Source organism: Stutzerimonas stutzeri (genome assembly GCF_013522825.1).
Lineage (GTDB): Bacteria > Pseudomonadota > Gammaproteobacteria > Pseudomonadales > Pseudomonadaceae > Stutzerimonas > Stutzerimonas stutzeri_AK.
Map to the genome: position 1 here is coordinate 71,712 of NZ_JAAMQZ010000017.1, position 16,140 is coordinate 87,851.

At 61.0% G+C, this 16,140-nt stretch carries 15 protein-coding genes, 1 tRNA gene and 2 pseudogenes; 5 read left to right on the plus strand and 13 right to left on the minus strand.

Annotation, left to right across the window (positions count from 1 at the left end; all coding sequences use genetic code 11):
- Positions 1-95: 95 nt before the first annotated feature.
- The 4 genes from G7020_RS12570 to G7020_RS12585 all read right to left on the minus strand — a co-directional run bounded on the left by G7020_RS12570 (position 96) and on the right by G7020_RS12585 (position 4,016).
- Positions 96-821 (minus strand): disulfide isomerase DsbC N-terminal domain-containing protein, encoded by a 726-nt coding sequence (locus tag G7020_RS12570; protein WP_181084889.1) that lies wholly within the window; start codon positions 819-821, stop codon positions 96-98.
- 192 nt (positions 822-1,013) lie between these two features.
- Positions 1,014-2,333 (minus strand): OprD family porin, encoded by a 1,320-nt coding sequence (locus tag G7020_RS12575; protein ID WP_258189338.1) that lies wholly within the window; start codon positions 2,331-2,333, stop codon positions 1,014-1,016.
- 46 nt (positions 2,334-2,379) lie between these two features.
- Positions 2,380-3,372, minus strand: a complete 993-nt coding sequence (locus G7020_RS12580; RefSeq protein WP_181084893.1) for a c-type cytochrome — start codon at positions 3,370-3,372, stop codon at positions 2,380-2,382.
- Entirely contained in the window at positions 3,369-4,016 is a 648-nt protein-coding gene (locus G7020_RS12585) for a c-type cytochrome (RefSeq protein ID WP_181084894.1), read from the minus strand. The genes G7020_RS12580 and G7020_RS12585 overlap by 4 nt, the downstream gene beginning before the upstream one ends.
- Before the next feature lie 203 nt (positions 4,017-4,219).
- On the opposite strand from G7020_RS12585, the gene G7020_RS12590 reads away from it, so the two are divergent.
- From G7020_RS12590 to G7020_RS12600, 3 genes are all read left to right on the plus strand, one after another.
- On the plus strand, positions 4,220-4,903 hold the full coding sequence (locus tag G7020_RS12590) for a response regulator (RefSeq protein WP_181084895.1): 684 nt from the start codon (positions 4,220-4,222) through the stop codon (positions 4,901-4,903).
- Positions 4,900-6,234, plus strand: coding sequence for an ATP-binding protein (locus tag G7020_RS12595; RefSeq protein ID WP_181084896.1), 1,335 nt, complete (start codon positions 4,900-4,902; stop codon positions 6,232-6,234). The genes G7020_RS12590 and G7020_RS12595 overlap by 4 nt, the downstream gene beginning before the upstream one ends.
- Before the next feature lie 90 nt (positions 6,235-6,324).
- Positions 6,325-6,401: transfer RNA gene (locus G7020_RS12600), tRNA-Met, on the plus strand.
- 82 nt (positions 6,402-6,483) lie between these two features.
- Here G7020_RS12600 and G7020_RS12605 read toward each other — a convergent pair.
- Positions 6,484-6,789 (minus strand): HigA family addiction module antitoxin, encoded by a 306-nt coding sequence (locus tag G7020_RS12605; RefSeq protein ID WP_181084897.1) that lies wholly within the window; start codon positions 6,787-6,789, stop codon positions 6,484-6,486.
- A 12-nt stretch (positions 6,790-6,801) separates the two neighbouring features.
- Positions 6,802-6,966: pseudogene (locus G7020_RS12610) on the minus strand (type II toxin-antitoxin system RelE/ParE family toxin); the annotation flags it as partial.
- A gap of 168 nt (positions 6,967-7,134) precedes the next feature.
- On the opposite strand from G7020_RS12610, the gene G7020_RS12615 reads away from it, so the two are divergent.
- Positions 7,135-8,643 carry an MFS transporter gene (locus tag G7020_RS12615; protein ID WP_181084899.1) on the plus strand — a complete coding sequence of 503 codons (1,509 nt, stop codon included), beginning with the start codon at positions 7,135-7,137 and terminating at the stop codon, positions 8,641-8,643.
- Between the two features lie 257 nt (positions 8,644-8,900).
- Here G7020_RS12615 and G7020_RS12620 read toward each other — a convergent pair whose 3' ends face one another.
- The 3 genes and pseudogenes from G7020_RS12620 to G7020_RS12630 all read right to left on the minus strand — a co-directional run bounded on the left by G7020_RS12620 (position 8,901) and on the right by G7020_RS12630 (position 11,888).
- Complete coding sequence (locus G7020_RS12620; protein ID WP_181084900.1) at positions 8,901-9,338, minus strand: acetyltransferase; 438 nt, start codon at positions 9,336-9,338, stop codon at positions 8,901-8,903.
- Between the two features lie 435 nt (positions 9,339-9,773).
- Positions 9,774-11,194: pseudogene (locus G7020_RS12625) on the minus strand (IS1182 family transposase).
- Between the two features lie 289 nt (positions 11,195-11,483).
- Positions 11,484-11,888, minus strand: coding sequence for a VOC family protein (locus tag G7020_RS12630; RefSeq protein WP_181084901.1), 405 nt, complete (start codon positions 11,886-11,888; stop codon positions 11,484-11,486).
- 55 nt (positions 11,889-11,943) lie between these two features.
- Here G7020_RS12630 and G7020_RS12635 point away from each other — a divergent pair, with 55 nt between their 5' ends.
- Positions 11,944-12,246 carry a putative quinol monooxygenase gene (locus G7020_RS12635; protein WP_181084902.1) on the plus strand — a complete coding sequence of 101 codons (303 nt, stop codon included), beginning with the start codon at positions 11,944-11,946 and terminating at the stop codon, positions 12,244-12,246.
- Positions 12,247-12,268: 22 nt separating this feature from the next.
- On the opposite strand, the gene G7020_RS12640 is transcribed toward G7020_RS12635, so the two are convergent.
- The 4 genes from G7020_RS12640 to otsB all read right to left on the minus strand — a co-directional run bounded on the left by G7020_RS12640 (position 12,269) and on the right by otsB (position 16,139).
- Positions 12,269-13,180: a DMT family transporter gene (locus G7020_RS12640; RefSeq protein WP_181084903.1), complete on the minus strand. Its 912-nt coding sequence runs from the start codon at positions 13,178-13,180 to the stop codon at positions 12,269-12,271.
- Positions 13,180-13,827, minus strand: coding sequence for a carbonate dehydratase (gene can / locus G7020_RS12645; protein WP_181084904.1), 648 nt, complete (start codon positions 13,825-13,827; stop codon positions 13,180-13,182). Before can ends, G7020_RS12640 begins: the two co-directional genes overlap by 1 nt.
- Before the next feature lie 111 nt (positions 13,828-13,938).
- Entirely contained in the window at positions 13,939-15,348 is a 1,410-nt protein-coding gene (gene otsA, locus G7020_RS12650) for an alpha,alpha-trehalose-phosphate synthase (UDP-forming) (protein ID WP_181084905.1), read from the minus strand.
- Complete coding sequence (gene otsB, locus G7020_RS12655; RefSeq protein ID WP_181084906.1) at positions 15,345-16,139, minus strand: trehalose-phosphatase; 795 nt, start codon at positions 16,137-16,139, stop codon at positions 15,345-15,347. The genes otsA and otsB overlap by 4 nt, the downstream gene beginning before the upstream one ends.
- Position 16,140 lies beyond the last annotated feature (1 nt).

Sequence of the window (16,140 nt, forward strand, 5' to 3'; positions counted from 1 at the left end):
GATCGCCCCCTTCGCATGTCTTCAGACTTTGAACGCGGGGAGCGATACAGTTCAACCAGTGTGCAGCCGGGCGCCTGGAGAAGGCGCCTCCGCCATCACTTGGCCTGGAGTGCCAGCTCGGCAAGCTGAGGCGCCGGCTGATAGCCGGGGATGATCTGGCCATCGGCGAGAATGATCGCAGGGGTTCCCTGCACGCCGATCATCTGGCCCAGCTCGTACTGCCCGGCAACAGGGCTGTCACAGGTAGCGACCGGCACGTCCTTGCGGGCCTTGGCCTTGTTCATCGCAGCCTGCTGGTCCTTGGCGCACCAGACGCTGGTCAGCGTACTGGCGCCGTGGCTCATCATGCCCTGACGGGGAAACGCCATATAACGCACCTCGATACCCAGGCGATTGAGCTCCGGCACTTCACTGTGCAGCTTCTGGCAATAGACGCAATCGGTGTCGGTAAACACCGTGATATGAGCCTTGGGCTTTTCCGGGGCGAACACGACCATCTCGCTGACGGGCACCGCCGCGATGGCCTGCGCCACCGAACGGCTCTGGGCCTGCTCGGTCAGGTTGATCGCCTGACCATCCTTGAACTGGAACAGATAGCCCTGGATCACGAACTGGCCATCGGCGCTGGCATAGAGCTGGCGCCCGCCCTTGAGCTGCACCTGATAGACGCCTGGCATCGGGCTTTCGGCAATGGCCTCGATGGGCATGTCGGGCTGGATCGACTGCAACGCATCACGGATCGCCTTGTCGGCATCGGCGGCCAGGGCAACGGAGCCGAGCAGACCGAGGGTCGCGGCGGCAAACAAACGAATCACGCGCATGGAATCTCCTGGCGACTTCGAGCAACAAAAAAGAGGCGCAGACTAACACAGGCGCCGTACCGAGACTGCCGCCCAACGCCCTGAATCGCCGACGCTGCAACCTGACGCACACACTGACGAACGGCCTCACCCCTGCCTCCTGCACCTCGCACTACCCGCTGGCCGCCGAGAGATCAGCCAGCGGTGACGCCATCAGAACTCGAAGCGATAGCCGACGATCAGGCGGTTCTCATCCAGATCACGGAAGAAGTTCGAACGAATCATGGTGTTGCGCCAACGCAGGCTGAGGTTCTTCAGCGGGCCGTTCTGCACGACATAGGTGACGTCGAAGTCGCGCTCCCATTCACGCCCGCTGGACTGGTCCGGACCACGGTCCACACCATGACCGCTGACATAGCGGGTGAACAGGCTCAAACCGGGAATGCCAAGACCGGCAAAGTCGTAGTCGTAGCGGAGCTGCCAGGACTTCTCGTCCTTGTTGGCGAAATCCCGTACCTGGGAATAGTTGACCAGAAAGGGATCGGTGCCATTGATGTAGACGTAGCCGGTGTCGCCGGTCATCTTCTGGTAGCTCACGCCCAGTCGGGTATGGCCGAAGGCATAGCTCAGCATGCCGGAGAAGGCCTTGTTGTCCACGTTGGTCCCGCCATCGTCGGAGGACCTGGAGAGGCGCAGATCAGTCCTGAGAGAGCGCCCTTCACCCAGCGGCAAGACATGCACGCCGTTGAGGATATGCTGCCTGTACAGCCCCTCCAGCCGGGAAACGTTGTAGGCCGTGGTCAGCCCCGGATTCCAGCGGTAACTGAAGCTGGCGAAGTCGAAGCTGTCGCTCTGCCCGACCTTGCCGGGGGAAAACCTGCCCGCCTTGTTTACCGGCATGCCTCGGGGAATGTTGTTCAGCGTCATGGGCTCGTGATCAGACGAATAGCGCTGGTTGATCCGGTTCAGATGCCCGAGGTTGAAGGACAGCCCGTCAATATCGGTACTGGTCAACTGCGCGCCCTGGAAGCTCTGCGGGAGCAGGCGTCCTTCCAGATTGGCGCTGACCGACGGCAGACGCGGCATCAATGTACCGACCCGCAATACGCTCTCGGCCACCCTGGCCTTGGCGGTCAGTCCCAGATCGCCGTAGCTGCGTTCCGCACGGCCCTCGCTGCGGTCGATCTGCAGCAACTGCGTATCGCTGCGACCGCGCCCGGAGTCCAGGCGAATGCCCAGGCCGGCGATGGCATCGACGCCCAGCCCGAAAGTGCCTTCGGTAAAACCCGATTCGTAGCGCAGGATTACCCCCTGCGCCCACTCTTCGGACTTGCTGCGAAATTCATCCTTGTTCACCAGTTTCGGCGGTCGGGTATTGGTGCTGTCAGTTGCGTCGCGGTAATCCCGGTTCATATAGAAGTTGCGCAACTCAAGCGACTGCTTGCTGTCCTCGAAGAAATCCGCAATCGCCGCAGCGGGCACCAGCAGCAAACCCAGGGCAAGGCCTCGCCCCGGCAGAGTCATGGTCGGCATAAAGGGTTCCATTCAGTGAAGGCAGGGGCGACGCACGTCCCTGATGTCATTCGGCGGTGAAAGTACGCGGGCGCAGAATCTCGGGTTTGAGAAAGTCCTTTTCACCCACATTGTCGTGATCGCCCAGCAGGCGCCCCTCCACTTCCAGCCCGTAGTTGGTGTGGGTGTGGAAGGTTTCCAGGTACCTGGCGCGCGTTTCCCGGACATCACCGGTGTAGCGCGCATCCTGCGGGCGTTCCTGGCTGTTGATGTAGTAGGCCACGTCCCAGGCGTCCTGGTCGCTCAGGCTGTTCGGGCGGCCCAGCGGCATGTTGTGCTTGATAAAGGAAGCCAGGGTGAAATGCCGGCTGATGCCGGCCCCCCAGTTGTAGGAGGCATCACCCCATACCGGCGGGAAGACCACTTTGCCCTTCTGCTCCAGGCCGCTGCCATCGGCGGCATGGCAGAGCGCGCAGTTTTCCGCATAGACCTGGCTACCACGCTGGTAATCCATGCCCAGCGCCGGCTCGGGCAGCTTCGGATAGCCGCGACCGTACATGTTCTGCCCGTTCTGATACATCGGCACCCCCTTGGCCAACCACTGGTGATAGGCGGTCAGGGCCAGCATGTCGTCACTGCCATAGTCCGGCGGCATGCCGTTCATGGAATAACTGAAACAGCCGGCGATGCGCTCTTCGAGGTTGTTCACATGATCGTTCTTGGGCCGGTAGTTGGGCAGCGTCACCACTGCCGGCCAGACCGGACCGGCGAATGGCAGGCGCCCCTCGCCCATGTGGCAGCTGTTGCAGTTCATGCTGTTGAACACGTTCTTGCCGCGCAATTGCTGCGTGTTCACGAACAGGTCATGGCCACGCCGGATGACGCGCTTCAGCTCAGGGTGAAGCTGGCTTTTTTCCAGGTCTTCCAGGGTTGGCGGAACATGCACATATTCGCCGGGCCTGGGCTGGGGCATATCAGTGCCGTAACGCGCCTCGGCCTGCGCCAGGCCGGCACCCAGACCGAGGACGATTGCAGTCAGGGTAGCGTTCAAGATGATCATTGGCCGTCCTCCCGGCTGGGCTGAAGCGAAAGCCAGCGCGAGACCGCCTGGATGTCCTCGACGCTCATACGCTCGGCAATCGCCGCCATCAGATGCTGCGGATCGTTGTCCCGCGTCCCTTCCTGCCAGGCACGCAGCTGCCCGGCGATATAGTCCGCGTGCTGCCCGGCAATGCCGGGGAAGTGCTCACCCGCGCCCTGGTTATCCGGCCCATGGCAGCTTCGGCACGGCACGATGTAGCGATCCCAGTCGCCTTGCAGCGCCAGCTTCTCGCCGTGGGCAAGCTCCTGTTCAGTCGCCTGTTCGCCGCCCTTTCCGGGTGTGGCGGGCAACCGGCTGTAATACTCGGCCACCAGCCGCATCTGCCGCTCATCGAGCATGCTGGCGAAGGGCTGCATGCTCGGATTGCTGCGCTTGCCACTCTTGAAGTCCCGCAACTGTTTGCTCATGTAGTCGGCATCCAGGCCGGCGAGTCGCGGCCAGGACTCGCCACCCGGAATATTCATGCCACCGCCATCAGCTTGGTGGCAGCTGGCACATACCACGGCCAGTGAAGCGCCTTCGTCCATGTCCGTTTGAGCGTACGAACCAGTGGCCATGCCCATGCCTGCCAAGGCGATGGCGCCCATCAAGGGTCCTGTCATTCTCATTGCCTGCCCCCTGTAATAACCACGACCTGCCACCACACCCCAGAACCAAAAGCCCCAGTCATAGTGCGTGTATTGCAGCCTGCCGAAAGAGGATTAAGGCAGTATTAAGCGTCCCGCCCTCCCCATAGCCTTTTGGTCCGGGTACACAGCCGGGGGCTTATCCGCTACTGTCGCGCCCTCTTGATTTCGGACCGCTCATGCACGTTCTGCTTGCTGAAGACGACCCGCTGATTGCCAGCGGCATCATCGCCGGGCTCCAGGCGCTGGGGCTGGTTGTCAGCCACAGCCTGACTGCCGCCGGCACCGAGAGCATGTTGCGCTCGACCCACTTCGACATTCTCGTGCTCGATCTGGGGCTGCCCGATGAAGATGGTCTCAGCCTGCTGCAACGTCTGCGCCGGCGTGGCATGCAGTTGCCGGTGCTGATCCTCACCGCCCGCGATGCGGTCAACGAGCGGGTCACGGGCCTGCAGGCCGGTGGCGACGATTACCTGCTCAAACCCTTCGATCTACGCGAACTGGCGGCGCGGCTGCACTCCCTGCTGCGTCGCGCCAATGGCCGCAGCAGCAACCTGATCGAGCATGGCCTACTGAAATATGACCCCACCGAGCAACAGGCCTGGCTCGAAGACCAGCCCATCGTTCTCTCCCGGCGCGAACAGGCGCTGCTGCAAAGCCTGCTGCACAATCCCGGCAGAATCCTCAGCGCTGAACAGCTCAAGGACGCCATCTACGGCATGGACGGTGATGTCGAAAGCAACGCCCTGAACGTGCACATCCACAACCTGCGCCGCAAGCTTGGCAGTGACATCGTCGAAACCATCCGCGGGCTGGGCTATCGACTGGGGGCGGCTACCTCATCGGGACGATCGCGCGCATGAGCCTGCGTCTGCGCCTGACGCTGAATCTCAGCCTGGCCTTTGTGCTGCTATGGGGGCTGACTGCGACCTGGATGCTCTACGACCTGCACAATCAGATGATGCAGGCGCTCGACCAGCGCCTGGCCGCTTCGGCCAGGATGGTCGCCGGGATGATGGCGCAACTGCCATCCGCCTCCGTCGCCGATGACTTCCAGCAACCGCTGAGTGCCGAACAGCTTGGCATTCCCAACGGCCTGACCTGCCAGATCAGCTCACTGCGTGGGCAGGTACTGGCCCGCAGTCACGCCACAGCCGACAGGACCCTCGACGCCAATCAGCCCGGCTTTCGCACGCAGCTCATCGAAGGCTTGCCCTGGCGCAGCTTCACCCTGGAGCACGACGGACTGCGCATCACCACTGCCGACCGCCTCGACGAACGCACCACCCTGGAAAACGCCATCTGGCTCAGCGCGGCAACTCCGGTAGCGCTGGCCTTGCTGGGCAGCCTGCTGGTGCTCTGGCTGGGCATCGGCCACGGCCTGGCCCCGCTCCGGCAGATCAGCGAGGCACTGACCCGACGCAATGCCGGTGCCCTGTCGCCGCTGCCCGCACAGACGCTGCCCAGCGAACTACGCCCACTGGTCGAAACCCAGAACCAGCTGTTCGAGCGCATCGCCCAGGCCGTGGAGCGCGAGCGCCAGCTGACCAACGATGTCGCCCACGAATTGCGCAGCCCGCTAACCGTCATCAAGACGCACCTGCAGGTCGCCCACATCACCGAAGGCGAGACTGCGCGCCAAGCCCTGGTCCAGGCCGAAAAAGGCGCGGACCGGCTGCAACACACCCTGGAACAACTGCTCCTGCTGGCACGAGTGGAAGGCAGCCTGTCATTCGAGGATGGTCAGCAGTACAACGCCGAGCAAATCGCTCGGCAGGCCATCGAGGACACTGGGCAGGCCATCGAGTTGCTGCTGACACCCGAGATCGCACAAGCCACCCTGAATATTCCTCCACTGCTGGCCATCACGGCGCTGCGCAACCTGCTGGACAACGCCCTGTGCCACAGCGGCACGGATGCACCGGTCAGGCTCAGCGTGCTGCGCCAGGCTGGCCATGTCAGCTTTCAGGTCAAGGATCAGGGGCCTGGCCTGTCAGCCGAACAGCTACCCCAGGCCACCCGACGTTTCTGGCGACAATCGGCCCATGGAGGCAGCGGACTGGGGCTTGCAATCGTACAGGCCATCGTCGAACGCTGTGGCTGTGAACTGAAATTCAACAACCAGCCAGACGGCCTGCTGGTCACCCTGAATATCCCCGGCCAGCCGCAACATCCAGCTCTCACGGCGACCTGACAGCGGCATAAGCGTTTGAAAAAGCAGGCAGAAAAAGCGCGGCCAAAAGCTTGACACACAACCGCCCGACGAGAATAATGCGCGCCACTTGGCTACGTAGCTCAGTTGGTTAGAGCATAGCATTCATAATGCTGGGGTCCGGGGTTCAAGTCCCTGCGTAGCCACCAAACAAAACAAGGGCTTACCGAAAGGTAGGCCCTTTTTGTTTTGGGCCGATGACTACGGAGTGACTACACCATGTCCACGCCGTCAGCCAACCACTCGAAGCGGCTCGATTGCATGCTCGATCTCTTCGCCGCTTGCCGCATAGGTTGTCGCCAATGCGTAGTCGGACTGCAGGTTCATCCAGAACTGGGCAGATGTATCGAAGTAGCGACCCAGCCGGATAGCCGTATCAGCAGTCACTCCACGACGCTCGCGCACAATGTCATTGATGGTCGGTGCCGATACGTGCAGTGCACGCGCAAGCGCAGCAGGAGTAATCCCCAGAGGCTCCAGAAACTCTTCGCGCAACACTTCACCAGGGTGAACGGGGCGCATGCCGTTAATTGCCATGTAGCCACCTCCTCAGTGGTAGTCGACGATTTCGACTTGCGTGGGGCCTGCGTCTGTCCAAACAAAGCAGATCCGCCACTGGTCATTGATCCTGATGCTATGTTGCCCGGCCCGGTTGCCCTGCAACGGCTCCAATCGGTTACCCGGTGGCGAGCGCAAGTCTCGAAGCTCCGTAGCCACAAGGCACCTGAAGAAGTCCAGACCAGGGAAGATGGCTGCGGCTCAGCTTCTTTTCACGGCCTTCAAACCGCGAGCAAGCATCGTGGATGATAGGGCTCCAACGCTTCAGCAAAGGCGGCCTTGGCGGAGGATAATAGGCCTGCCCCTTTTTCAATGAGCACATCCATGCGTGCCGTCACCCCTCGTCGCTGGCTGATCCTGCTGGCCGTCATGCTGGCTTTCCTGCCAGTAGTCATTGATATGACTATCCTGCACATTGCCGTGCCCTCGCTGACCCTGGCGCTCGGCGCCTCGGCCACCGAAGTGTTGTGGATCATCGATATCTACCCACTGTTGATGGCGGGCCTGCTGGTACCCATGGGCACCCTGGCCGACCGTGTCGGTAACCGCCGCGTACTGCTCATTGGCCTGACGGTGTTCGGTATCGCCTCGCTGCTGGCCGCCTTCGCGCCGAATCCTGCCCTGCTCATTGGCGCACGGGTGCTGCTGGCCCTAGGCGGTTCGATGATCCTGCCCTGCGTGCTGGGCATCATCCGCCGCACCTTCGAGGACGAAAATGAACGCGCCATGGCTCTGGGCCTGTGGGGCACGGTCGGCGCTGCTGGTGCGGCGGTCGGCCCGCTGATCGGCGGGGCGCTGCTGGAGCACTTCTGGTGGGGCTCGGCCTTTCTGATCAACGTGCCGATCATGCTGGTGGTCGGGCCGCTGGTGTTCCTCCTGCTGCCGCGTAGCGAAGAAACCACGTCTGGCACCTGGGCACTGGGCCAGGCCCTGTTGCTGATCGCCGGCATGCTGGCGTTGGTATACGGCATCAAGGCCGCCGTCGGCGCCACACAGCCGCTGGCTATGGTCATGGCAGTGGCAGTGGCGCTGCTGGGGCTTGGCCTGCTCAGTATTTTCGCGCGCATGCAACTGCGCTCGGCGACGCCGATGCTCGACCTGTCACTGTTCTCGCGCCCGGCAATCCTGGCCGGGATAATCATGGCGACGGTGGCGAGCGGCGCCCTGGCCGGCGTCGAGCTGACGCTGGCACAGGAGCTGCAATACGTGCTGGACAGAACACCGTTGCAGGCCGGTATCTTTATGATCCCGATCATGGTTGCGGCTGCCATCGGTGGCCCGGTAGCGGGCTACCTGTCCAACCTCTGCGGCCTGCGTCTGGTGGCCAGTGCATCCCTGGGGTTGTCGGCGGTGGCCTTGGCATTCCTGGCCCTGGCAGATTTCCACACGCCTGGCTTTTGGGTGCCGGCAATGTTGGCTTTGCTGGGCCTGACCCTCAGCATCGGCCTGACAGCCTCGTCCATCGCCATCATGGGCTCGGTCGAGGCCAGCGAGGGCGCGGCGACGGGCTCGCTGGAAGCCACCGCATACGAACTCGGCACCGGCCTCGGAATCACCTTTTTCGGTGTATTTATGTCCAGCATATTCAGCCGCACCATCTCGCTACCAGCCGATCTTGCGCAACCACTGGCAGAGCGTGCAGCAAGCTCGATTGGTGATAGCTACGTCGTCGCTCAAAGCCTGACGAAGCCCCAAAGCGCAGCCCTGATTGAGGCTGCTAAAGAAGCCTTCTCGGTGACGCATGCAATGTTGCTGATGACGTCCTCGGCAATGATGGGACTTCTGGGAGTCTTCGTGTTCTTTATGCTCAGAAATTACAGGCAGAGAAGTTGAATAGCGTCATTATCGGCAGAAGCGGTCACTCAGGAACATTCGTAACAGGAAGCTCGTCAACGTAAGCTTGAGCCAAAAGCAACAAACCATTATGAAACGGCTGTCGACACAACGAGCAGGTGAGATGAGGTAATTGCTACCGCATCAATGGACGCCGTCTCATCTGGAAGACCAACAAAAGATTTCAAGCTTGATGCCTGAGCTGGGATTTGGAATCGCCCCGAAGCAGAGCTTAGGAGCGATTCACGATTACTGTCCTAGACGGGCAAGCTCAGGTGAAGCAAGGGGAAGGGGCGACCCTCGCCATCAAGCGGAGAGCGACCTGTTTGAACAAACCCGTAATGTAAATAGAACCCTACCGCTTCGGGGTTCTGCTCATTCACGTCAACACTCATCTGTTTGCGCGAGCTTCGGGCATGATCCAATAGCGCGCGGCCAATACCTTTCCCTCGCAGATCAGGCTCGATGAAGAGCATCTCTACGTGGTTTTCATTGAGCCCAATAAAGCCTAACGGCGAGTCCTTCGTATCCACCGCAACCCATAATTCAACAGCGGGCAGGTAGTTATCACGGAGCTGAGGAAGCAATTCCTCGATAACGGATTCTTGCAGGAAGTGATGAGTGGCGCGAACGGAGCGCTGCCAAATGTTGAGCAGCAGCGGATGGTCGGCGTTAATAGCCTGACGAATGATCATAGAATCATCCTTTACACTTAATACCGGAAATGAGGCGCGCTAGTAGATAGCGACCGTAAAAGTGTCGGCAACTTGTATGACCGCTTCGCGAGTTAACGCCTGGGCGGTTCACGGCAGAGGTGGCCGGAAAGGAGGGAGGCGGACATTACTGGGGAGGGGTTCGGGGTGTCAATAAAAATGACGGTTGGAATACTACCGATAGCGTTGAACCTACTGTCCGTTCTCGCAGGTTTGGATGCTGATGTCTGACCGGCTGCTTATGGCCCAGGCCGTGTAAAAACGCAGCGGGCGATGGATAGCTGGATATTGGATTGTTTTAGCGGCGCCCAGAGGCCCTACGGGCTCTTGGTGTGTCGATCCGATGTATTCAGCCAATTCGGGCAAGTGTGTATCTGCGATGCTTGGCGATGAGTTCAACGATCTGCCAATGGGGTTTCAGACCCTCATCGCAGCCATCAGCGCGCCATTGCCCAGCAGATTCAGCACCCGTTTGAAGTTGTAGGCGAGCACATGCAGGCTAATTTCCGTGCTCACCCGGTCGAGCGTTCGGGTGAGGAAATGAGTAGCGCCCATCCAGGCCTTCAACGTGCCGAATGGATGCTCCACCGTCTGACGGCGGATGCGCATCATCTCCGGTGCCTGATCCAGACGAGTCTGCATCGCATCGAGCACCGACTCATGCTCCCAGCGACTCACCCGGCGCTGTGCGCTCGGTGTGCACTGATCTTTCAGCGCACACCTTTGGCAGTTCGAGCTCCAGTAACGGTGCAGTTTTAGCCCTTTCTCGACGTGTGAGAAGCGCCAGATCAGGCTTTGCCCTGCCGGGCAACGATACTCGTTCCTTGCCGCGTCATAGATGAAGTCACCTTTGCCAAAGCGGCCAGCCGCTGTCGCTCCCGAAGTCAGAATCTTGGGCACGAAAGCAGTGATGCCAGCTTCGTGGCAGGCGAGGATTTCCTCGCTCTTGAAATAGCCTCCACCGAGAGCGCTTCCACGCCCATCGCTTCCCGCGCCTGCATGGCCATGCTACTCAGTTGATCACGGTCGACGCCGTCGTTGGTGACTTCGTGCGTCACGATCAGGTGATGCTTCGTATCGACCGCAGCCTGGACGTTGTAACCGACCATCCCGGTGCCGCACGTCATCATCGAGCGTGCATCAGGATCGGTCAGTGAAATCTGCTTGTCTGGGGCGGTCTGAAGCTGGATCTCGATGGCCTGGAGTTCCTGCATCTTCACTTTTAACGCCGCGATCTTGCTGTGCAGTCGCTCGGCCTTGGCTTGTGCCACGACAGGTTCCTGCCGATCGGCAGTGTCCAGGGCGGTGAGGTAGCGGCTGATGCTGGATTCGATTTCCTCTATCCCCCGTTGCAACTTGGCACTGGTGAAGTTGCGATCACGATTGTTGACCGCCTTGAACTTGCTACCGTCGATAGCCACCAGCGCTTCGGCGAACAGACCGAGCTGCTGGCACAGCACGACAAACTGCCGACAAACGCCGCGGATGGCCTTACCGTTATCCTTGCGGAAGTTGGCAATGGTCTTGAAGTCCGGCATCAGGCGCCCGGTCAACCACATCAGCTCGACGTTGCGCTGGGCCTCTCGCTCAAGGCGGCGACTGGACTGGATGCGATTGAGATAGCCGTAGATGTAGATCTTCAGCAGGACGGCAGGATGGTAAGCAGGCCTACCAGTTTCTGCGGGGACAACGCCCTCGAAACCGAGTTGACCAAGATCGAGTTCATCGACGAACACATCGACCACACGCACCGGGTTGGTGTCCGCCACGTAGTCATCCAGGCTCTCGGGAAGCAACACACTTTGGCCTCGATGCTCTCCCTGGATAAAACGCTTCATCGGCATCCCCCACTGATTTGAATCCATCAAATCACAGCAAGGTCGATGCCAGCGTTTTTACACAGCCTGGGCCGAAGGCAGACGTCAGGAAGCCCTACTTTCGCCCGTTTCAGCTGTTCATTAAGACTTGCAACGTTGCCCGCCGGGCTCTCCATTCAGCCGCCGCCGCGATGGCGCAAGGCGTGTCCCGCAAACTATCCGAATCGGCTTCGATGCCGGATCGATAGCTTTGGATTTTCAAATCCAATGGCCACTCGACCTAACGCCGTACCCGCTTGCAGCTGTCATATCAACTAAACCGCTGCCCCGACACCGCCGGATGATAAAGCGGCTGCACGGTATTCCCCGCGGGGTCGAGCACATGAAAGCTGTGGGCGCCGTCGCGGTGGGCGAAGGGGCGGTCGAGCATGGTGACGCCTTGGGCCTTCAGGTATTCGTACCAGGCGTGCAGTTCTTCCAGGGTGTCGACGATGAAGCCGTAATGGTCCATCGCCTGGACGCCGCTGCTTTTTTCCGAGGCGCGGCCCAGGGACAGGTTGTCGTTGCCGCACGTCAGGTAGACGAGGTCCTTGCTGGCTCGGTTGAGCACCTCCATACCCAGCACATCGACGTAGAAACGCTCGCACTCTTCGAGATTCGGTACGGTGAGCGCCAGATGGCGCAGGCCGTTAAGGCGACCGGGACGCTGTGGCATCTTGTTATCCCCTGTATACAATCGAGCATCTACCTTAAAACAAAACGGAGCGCTCATGTACTGTCTCATCCTGAAAACCCAACTCGCGCCAGGCTCGTTCGACCGGTTCATGGAGACGATGCGCATCAACGCCGCCGCCTCGGTACAGAACGAACCGGATTGCCTGGTATTCGACGTCATCCAGGATCTGGCTGATCCCGATCTCGTCTATCTCTACGAGCTGTACCGCGACGAAGCGGCCTTCGCGCACCACAAGACCACCGAGCACTATCTGCAAAGCCGCCCGCTGCTGGGCGAGTTCATCGTCAAGCAGGAGGCCATGAAGGGACATATGGTGTGCGATAACAGCAAGCGCTGACGGCGAGCGAGACGAGTCGCTCTCAGCGCGCCGCCTCGCCCGTCGCGCTGCGGGTCGCCAGCAGCAGCCCGCTAAAGATCAGCCCGCCGCCGATCCAGTGGAAGGTCTGCAAGCCTTCGCCCAGCACCAGCCAGCCGATGATCGCGGTGAAGACGGGCATCAGGTAGGTGGTCATGGCGGCCTTCGGGGCGCCGATGACGCGCACGCCATGGTTCCAGGCCAGATAGGCCACCAGCGAGGCGAAGATGGCGGTGTAGGCGACGGCGGCAAGATTGCCGGGAGTGGGTGCGAAACCGCCGACCTGGCTGTACTCGTAGAGGTAGAAGGGTGTGATCAGCGGCACACCGATCAGCATCAGCACGCCCAGCAGCGTCAACGCCGGCACCAGCAGAAACCTTGCCCAACGCCGCAGCAGCAGGGTGTAGAGGGTCCAGGCCAGCACCGCCACGAGCATCAGCAGGTCGCCTTTCTGGAACGACAGGCTGACGAAGGCTGTCCAGCTGCCTCGGCTGATCAGGTAGAGCAGGCCCGCTGCGGCAATCGCCATGCCGAACCAGGCGCGGCGTGCCGGCCATTCGCCCAGCAGCAGGCCGGCGCCAAGAAAGGCAAACAGCGGCATGCAGGTGTTGAGCAGCGTGAGGTTGATGGCTTCGGTGCTTTGCGCGGCGGAATACAGCAACGTGTTGTAGCTGGCGATGCCGAGCGCCGCGACGATGGGCAGACGCCAGCCGGCGGCACGCAGGGTCTGGCGATGAGTCCAGATCGAACGCACCACGAAGGGCAACAGGAGGCAGGTCGCCAGCGACCAGCGCCAGAACGACAGACTCAGCGGCGGGATCTCTTCATGGAAGGCGCGCGCCACCAGCGCGTTGCCACTCCAGCACAGCACGGCGAGCAGCAGGCCGGCGAAGGCCCATGTGCGACTTTCGGTCATCAGGCTGGGCGACGCGGACGGAGACGGTATTGCGGCGGCAATTGTTCCGGGCTGCTGATGGTCACGTTGAGGTTTTTCCAGATGCCATCCTTGATGCCGTAGATGCAGCCATGCACGGCCAGCGGCTGGCCACGGTGCCAGGCGTTCTGGACGATGCTGGTGTGGCTGACATTGGCGACCTGCTGGATGACGTTGAGCTCGCACATGCGGTCGACCTGGGCTTCCTCGGTGGGGAAGCTGGCGATGTGGTCGCGGTGCTCGTAGTAGAGGTCACGGATGGTACGCAGCCAGCCGTCGATCAGGCCCAGCTGGTCGTCACGCATGGAGGCGCGCACACCGCCGCAGCCGTAGTGGCCGGTGACCAGGATGTGCTTGACCTTGAGCACGTCGACCGCGTACTGGATCACCGACAGGCAATTGAGGTCGGTGTGCAGCACGACGTTGGCGACGTTGCGATGGACGAAGAGGTCGCCAGGCAACATGCCGACGATCTCGTTGGCTGGCACTCTCGCGTCGGAGCAGCCGATCCAGAGGTATTCGGGCTCCTGCTGCTTGGCCAGCTTGCTGAAGAAGGTCGGATCCTCTTCGGTAATGGCCTCGGCCCAGCGCGCGTTGTTTTCGAATAATTGTTGAAGATCGTCGCTCATTGACTGCCCTGCCCTTTCATTCCGACACGCACGTTACGAACCGGTCGGCGTTTTGACAAGCGCCTTGCGCGCGACGTCACACCCTGCTTTGCCGAAACGGGGAAAGCCTGATCAGACATTGAACAACGGGCTCGCCTGCGTCTGCGCTCTGGGGCGGGATGAAAAGGCCCGCAGGTCACGCAGGAAAGTGTCGCGCCAGGCGTCTAGGTCAGCGATGCGGATGATGCGCATCATGTGCTCGTAGCGGTCCTTGCGTTCCGCGAGCGGCATGCGCAGGGCGCGGTCGAGGGCTTCGGCCATGCCGATACAGTCATAGGGATTGACGATCAGTGCAGAGGTCAGCTCACGGGCAGCCCCGGCGAAGCGCGACAGCACCAGCACGCCTGGGTCTTCGGGATCCTGTGAGGCCACGTATTCCTTGGCGACGAGGTTCATACCGTCGCGCAACGGCGTGACGAAGCCGATATCGGCATCGCGAAAAAGCCCCATCAGAACCCGCCGATCATGACTTTTGTTGAGGTAATGCAGGGGCGTCCAGTCGAGGTCCGACAGCCGACCGTTGATATGCCCCGCTTCGCTTTCCAGTTGCTTGCGGATGTTCTGGTAGGTCTTGACGTCAGAGCGCGAGGTAGGCGCGATCTGAATGAATTCGACCCCCCGGCGATGCTCCGGAAAGTGATCGAGAAAGGCTTCATAAGCTTTGAAACGTTCCACCAGGCCCTTGGAGTAATCCAACCGATCCACGCTGATGATTTTTTTACGGGCGATATCCGTGATGCGCCGCATGGGCCGCCGACGGCCCTTGCTGGATTCTGCAAGGTCGCGGATTTCATCCGGCACCACGCCGATGGGATAGACCCCGGCACGGAAATTCTGCCCATAAGCGGTCAGGCTGCCGTCGGTTTCGAGGACGCCACGCACTTCCCGGGTCATGTAGTCCTGGAAGGCCAGACGATCGGTTTCGGTCTGGAAACCGATAAGATCGTAAAAGCAAAGCGTCTTCAGCAGCTCGTTGTGCGGCGGGATGACGGTGAGAATTTCCGGTGGCGGAAAGGGGATATGCAGGAAGAAACCGATGCGGTTGCGAATACCCAGCCGGCGACACTCTTCGGCAAAGGGGATCAGGTGGTAGTCGTGGATCCAGATGATGTCGTCGGGTTTTAGCAGCGGTTTGAGCTTTGCCGCCAGCATGGCGTTGACCCGCCGATAGCCATTGTATTCCTGGCGATTGTAGCGGGCCAGATCGATGCGGTAATGAAAGATCGGCCAGAGCGTGGCGTTGGAGAAGCCGCGGTAATACTGGTCATAATCCTGCCGGGTCAGGCCCAGGGTAACGTAGGTGATATTGCCGATGATCTCGGTATTGGTCTGCGGCGTGCTGCTGACTTCTCCGCTCCAGCCAAACCAGATACCGCCGGTCTGACGCAGCGCATCGTACACACCTACCGCAAGCCCGCCGGCGGCGACCTTGCCCGCCTTGATCGGCGCCACCCGGTTGGAAACCACTATCAGTCGGCTCATGGGGCGCTCTCGCTTCGGTCTGTTTTATTGTTGTTTTCCGGCAGATCGTCCAGCCCGTCGAGCAGCGTGCCAAGCCAGGCACCGACAGCGTCCACCGAATCCAGTCGTTGCGTGGCCAAAGTCTCGCCACCACCCACCTTGATGCTCAGTCCGCCCAGTTGGTTGACGACTTCGAAACCGGCCTCGTCGGTCCTGTCATCACCCACGAATACCGGGAATCGTCCGAGAAAGGGCGCCTCCTGCATGAATGCATGGATCACTTCGCCCTTGCTGGCGCCGCGCGGTTTGAGCTCGAACACGCATTTGCCTGGCTGCAGCGCCAGCACCTCGCCGTAACGCTCGACAAAAGCCTCGGCAAGGGCACGCGCCGTCTCTTCCAGCTCGGGCGCCAGGCGAAAATGCAGGGCAAAGGCGACGCCCTTGTTTTCCAGCCTCAGGCCGGGATGCTCGACACAGGCACGAACAAGCGCCTGCTCGATGTCATGGAAAACCTCGACATCGAGGGCCAGTTGCTGCAGCCGGCCATCGGCAGTGCGCCGTTCGGCACCATGGATGCCCGCCGCCGGCAGCCGCAGTGGCGCGAGCAGCGCGTCGAGCTGGCTCAGCGGTCGTCCGGAAATGACCGCCACGGGAATGTCGCCGGCATGCAGCTGTTCCAGCGCCGCCAGCACGCGGGGCGGGATGAATACGAGTTCGGGACGGGGCTGTATGTGCGCCAGCGTTCCGTCCACATCGAAGAAAAAAGCACAGCGCCGGACGTCTGTTTCGGGCCGATCGTTTTGTTTGTCCATG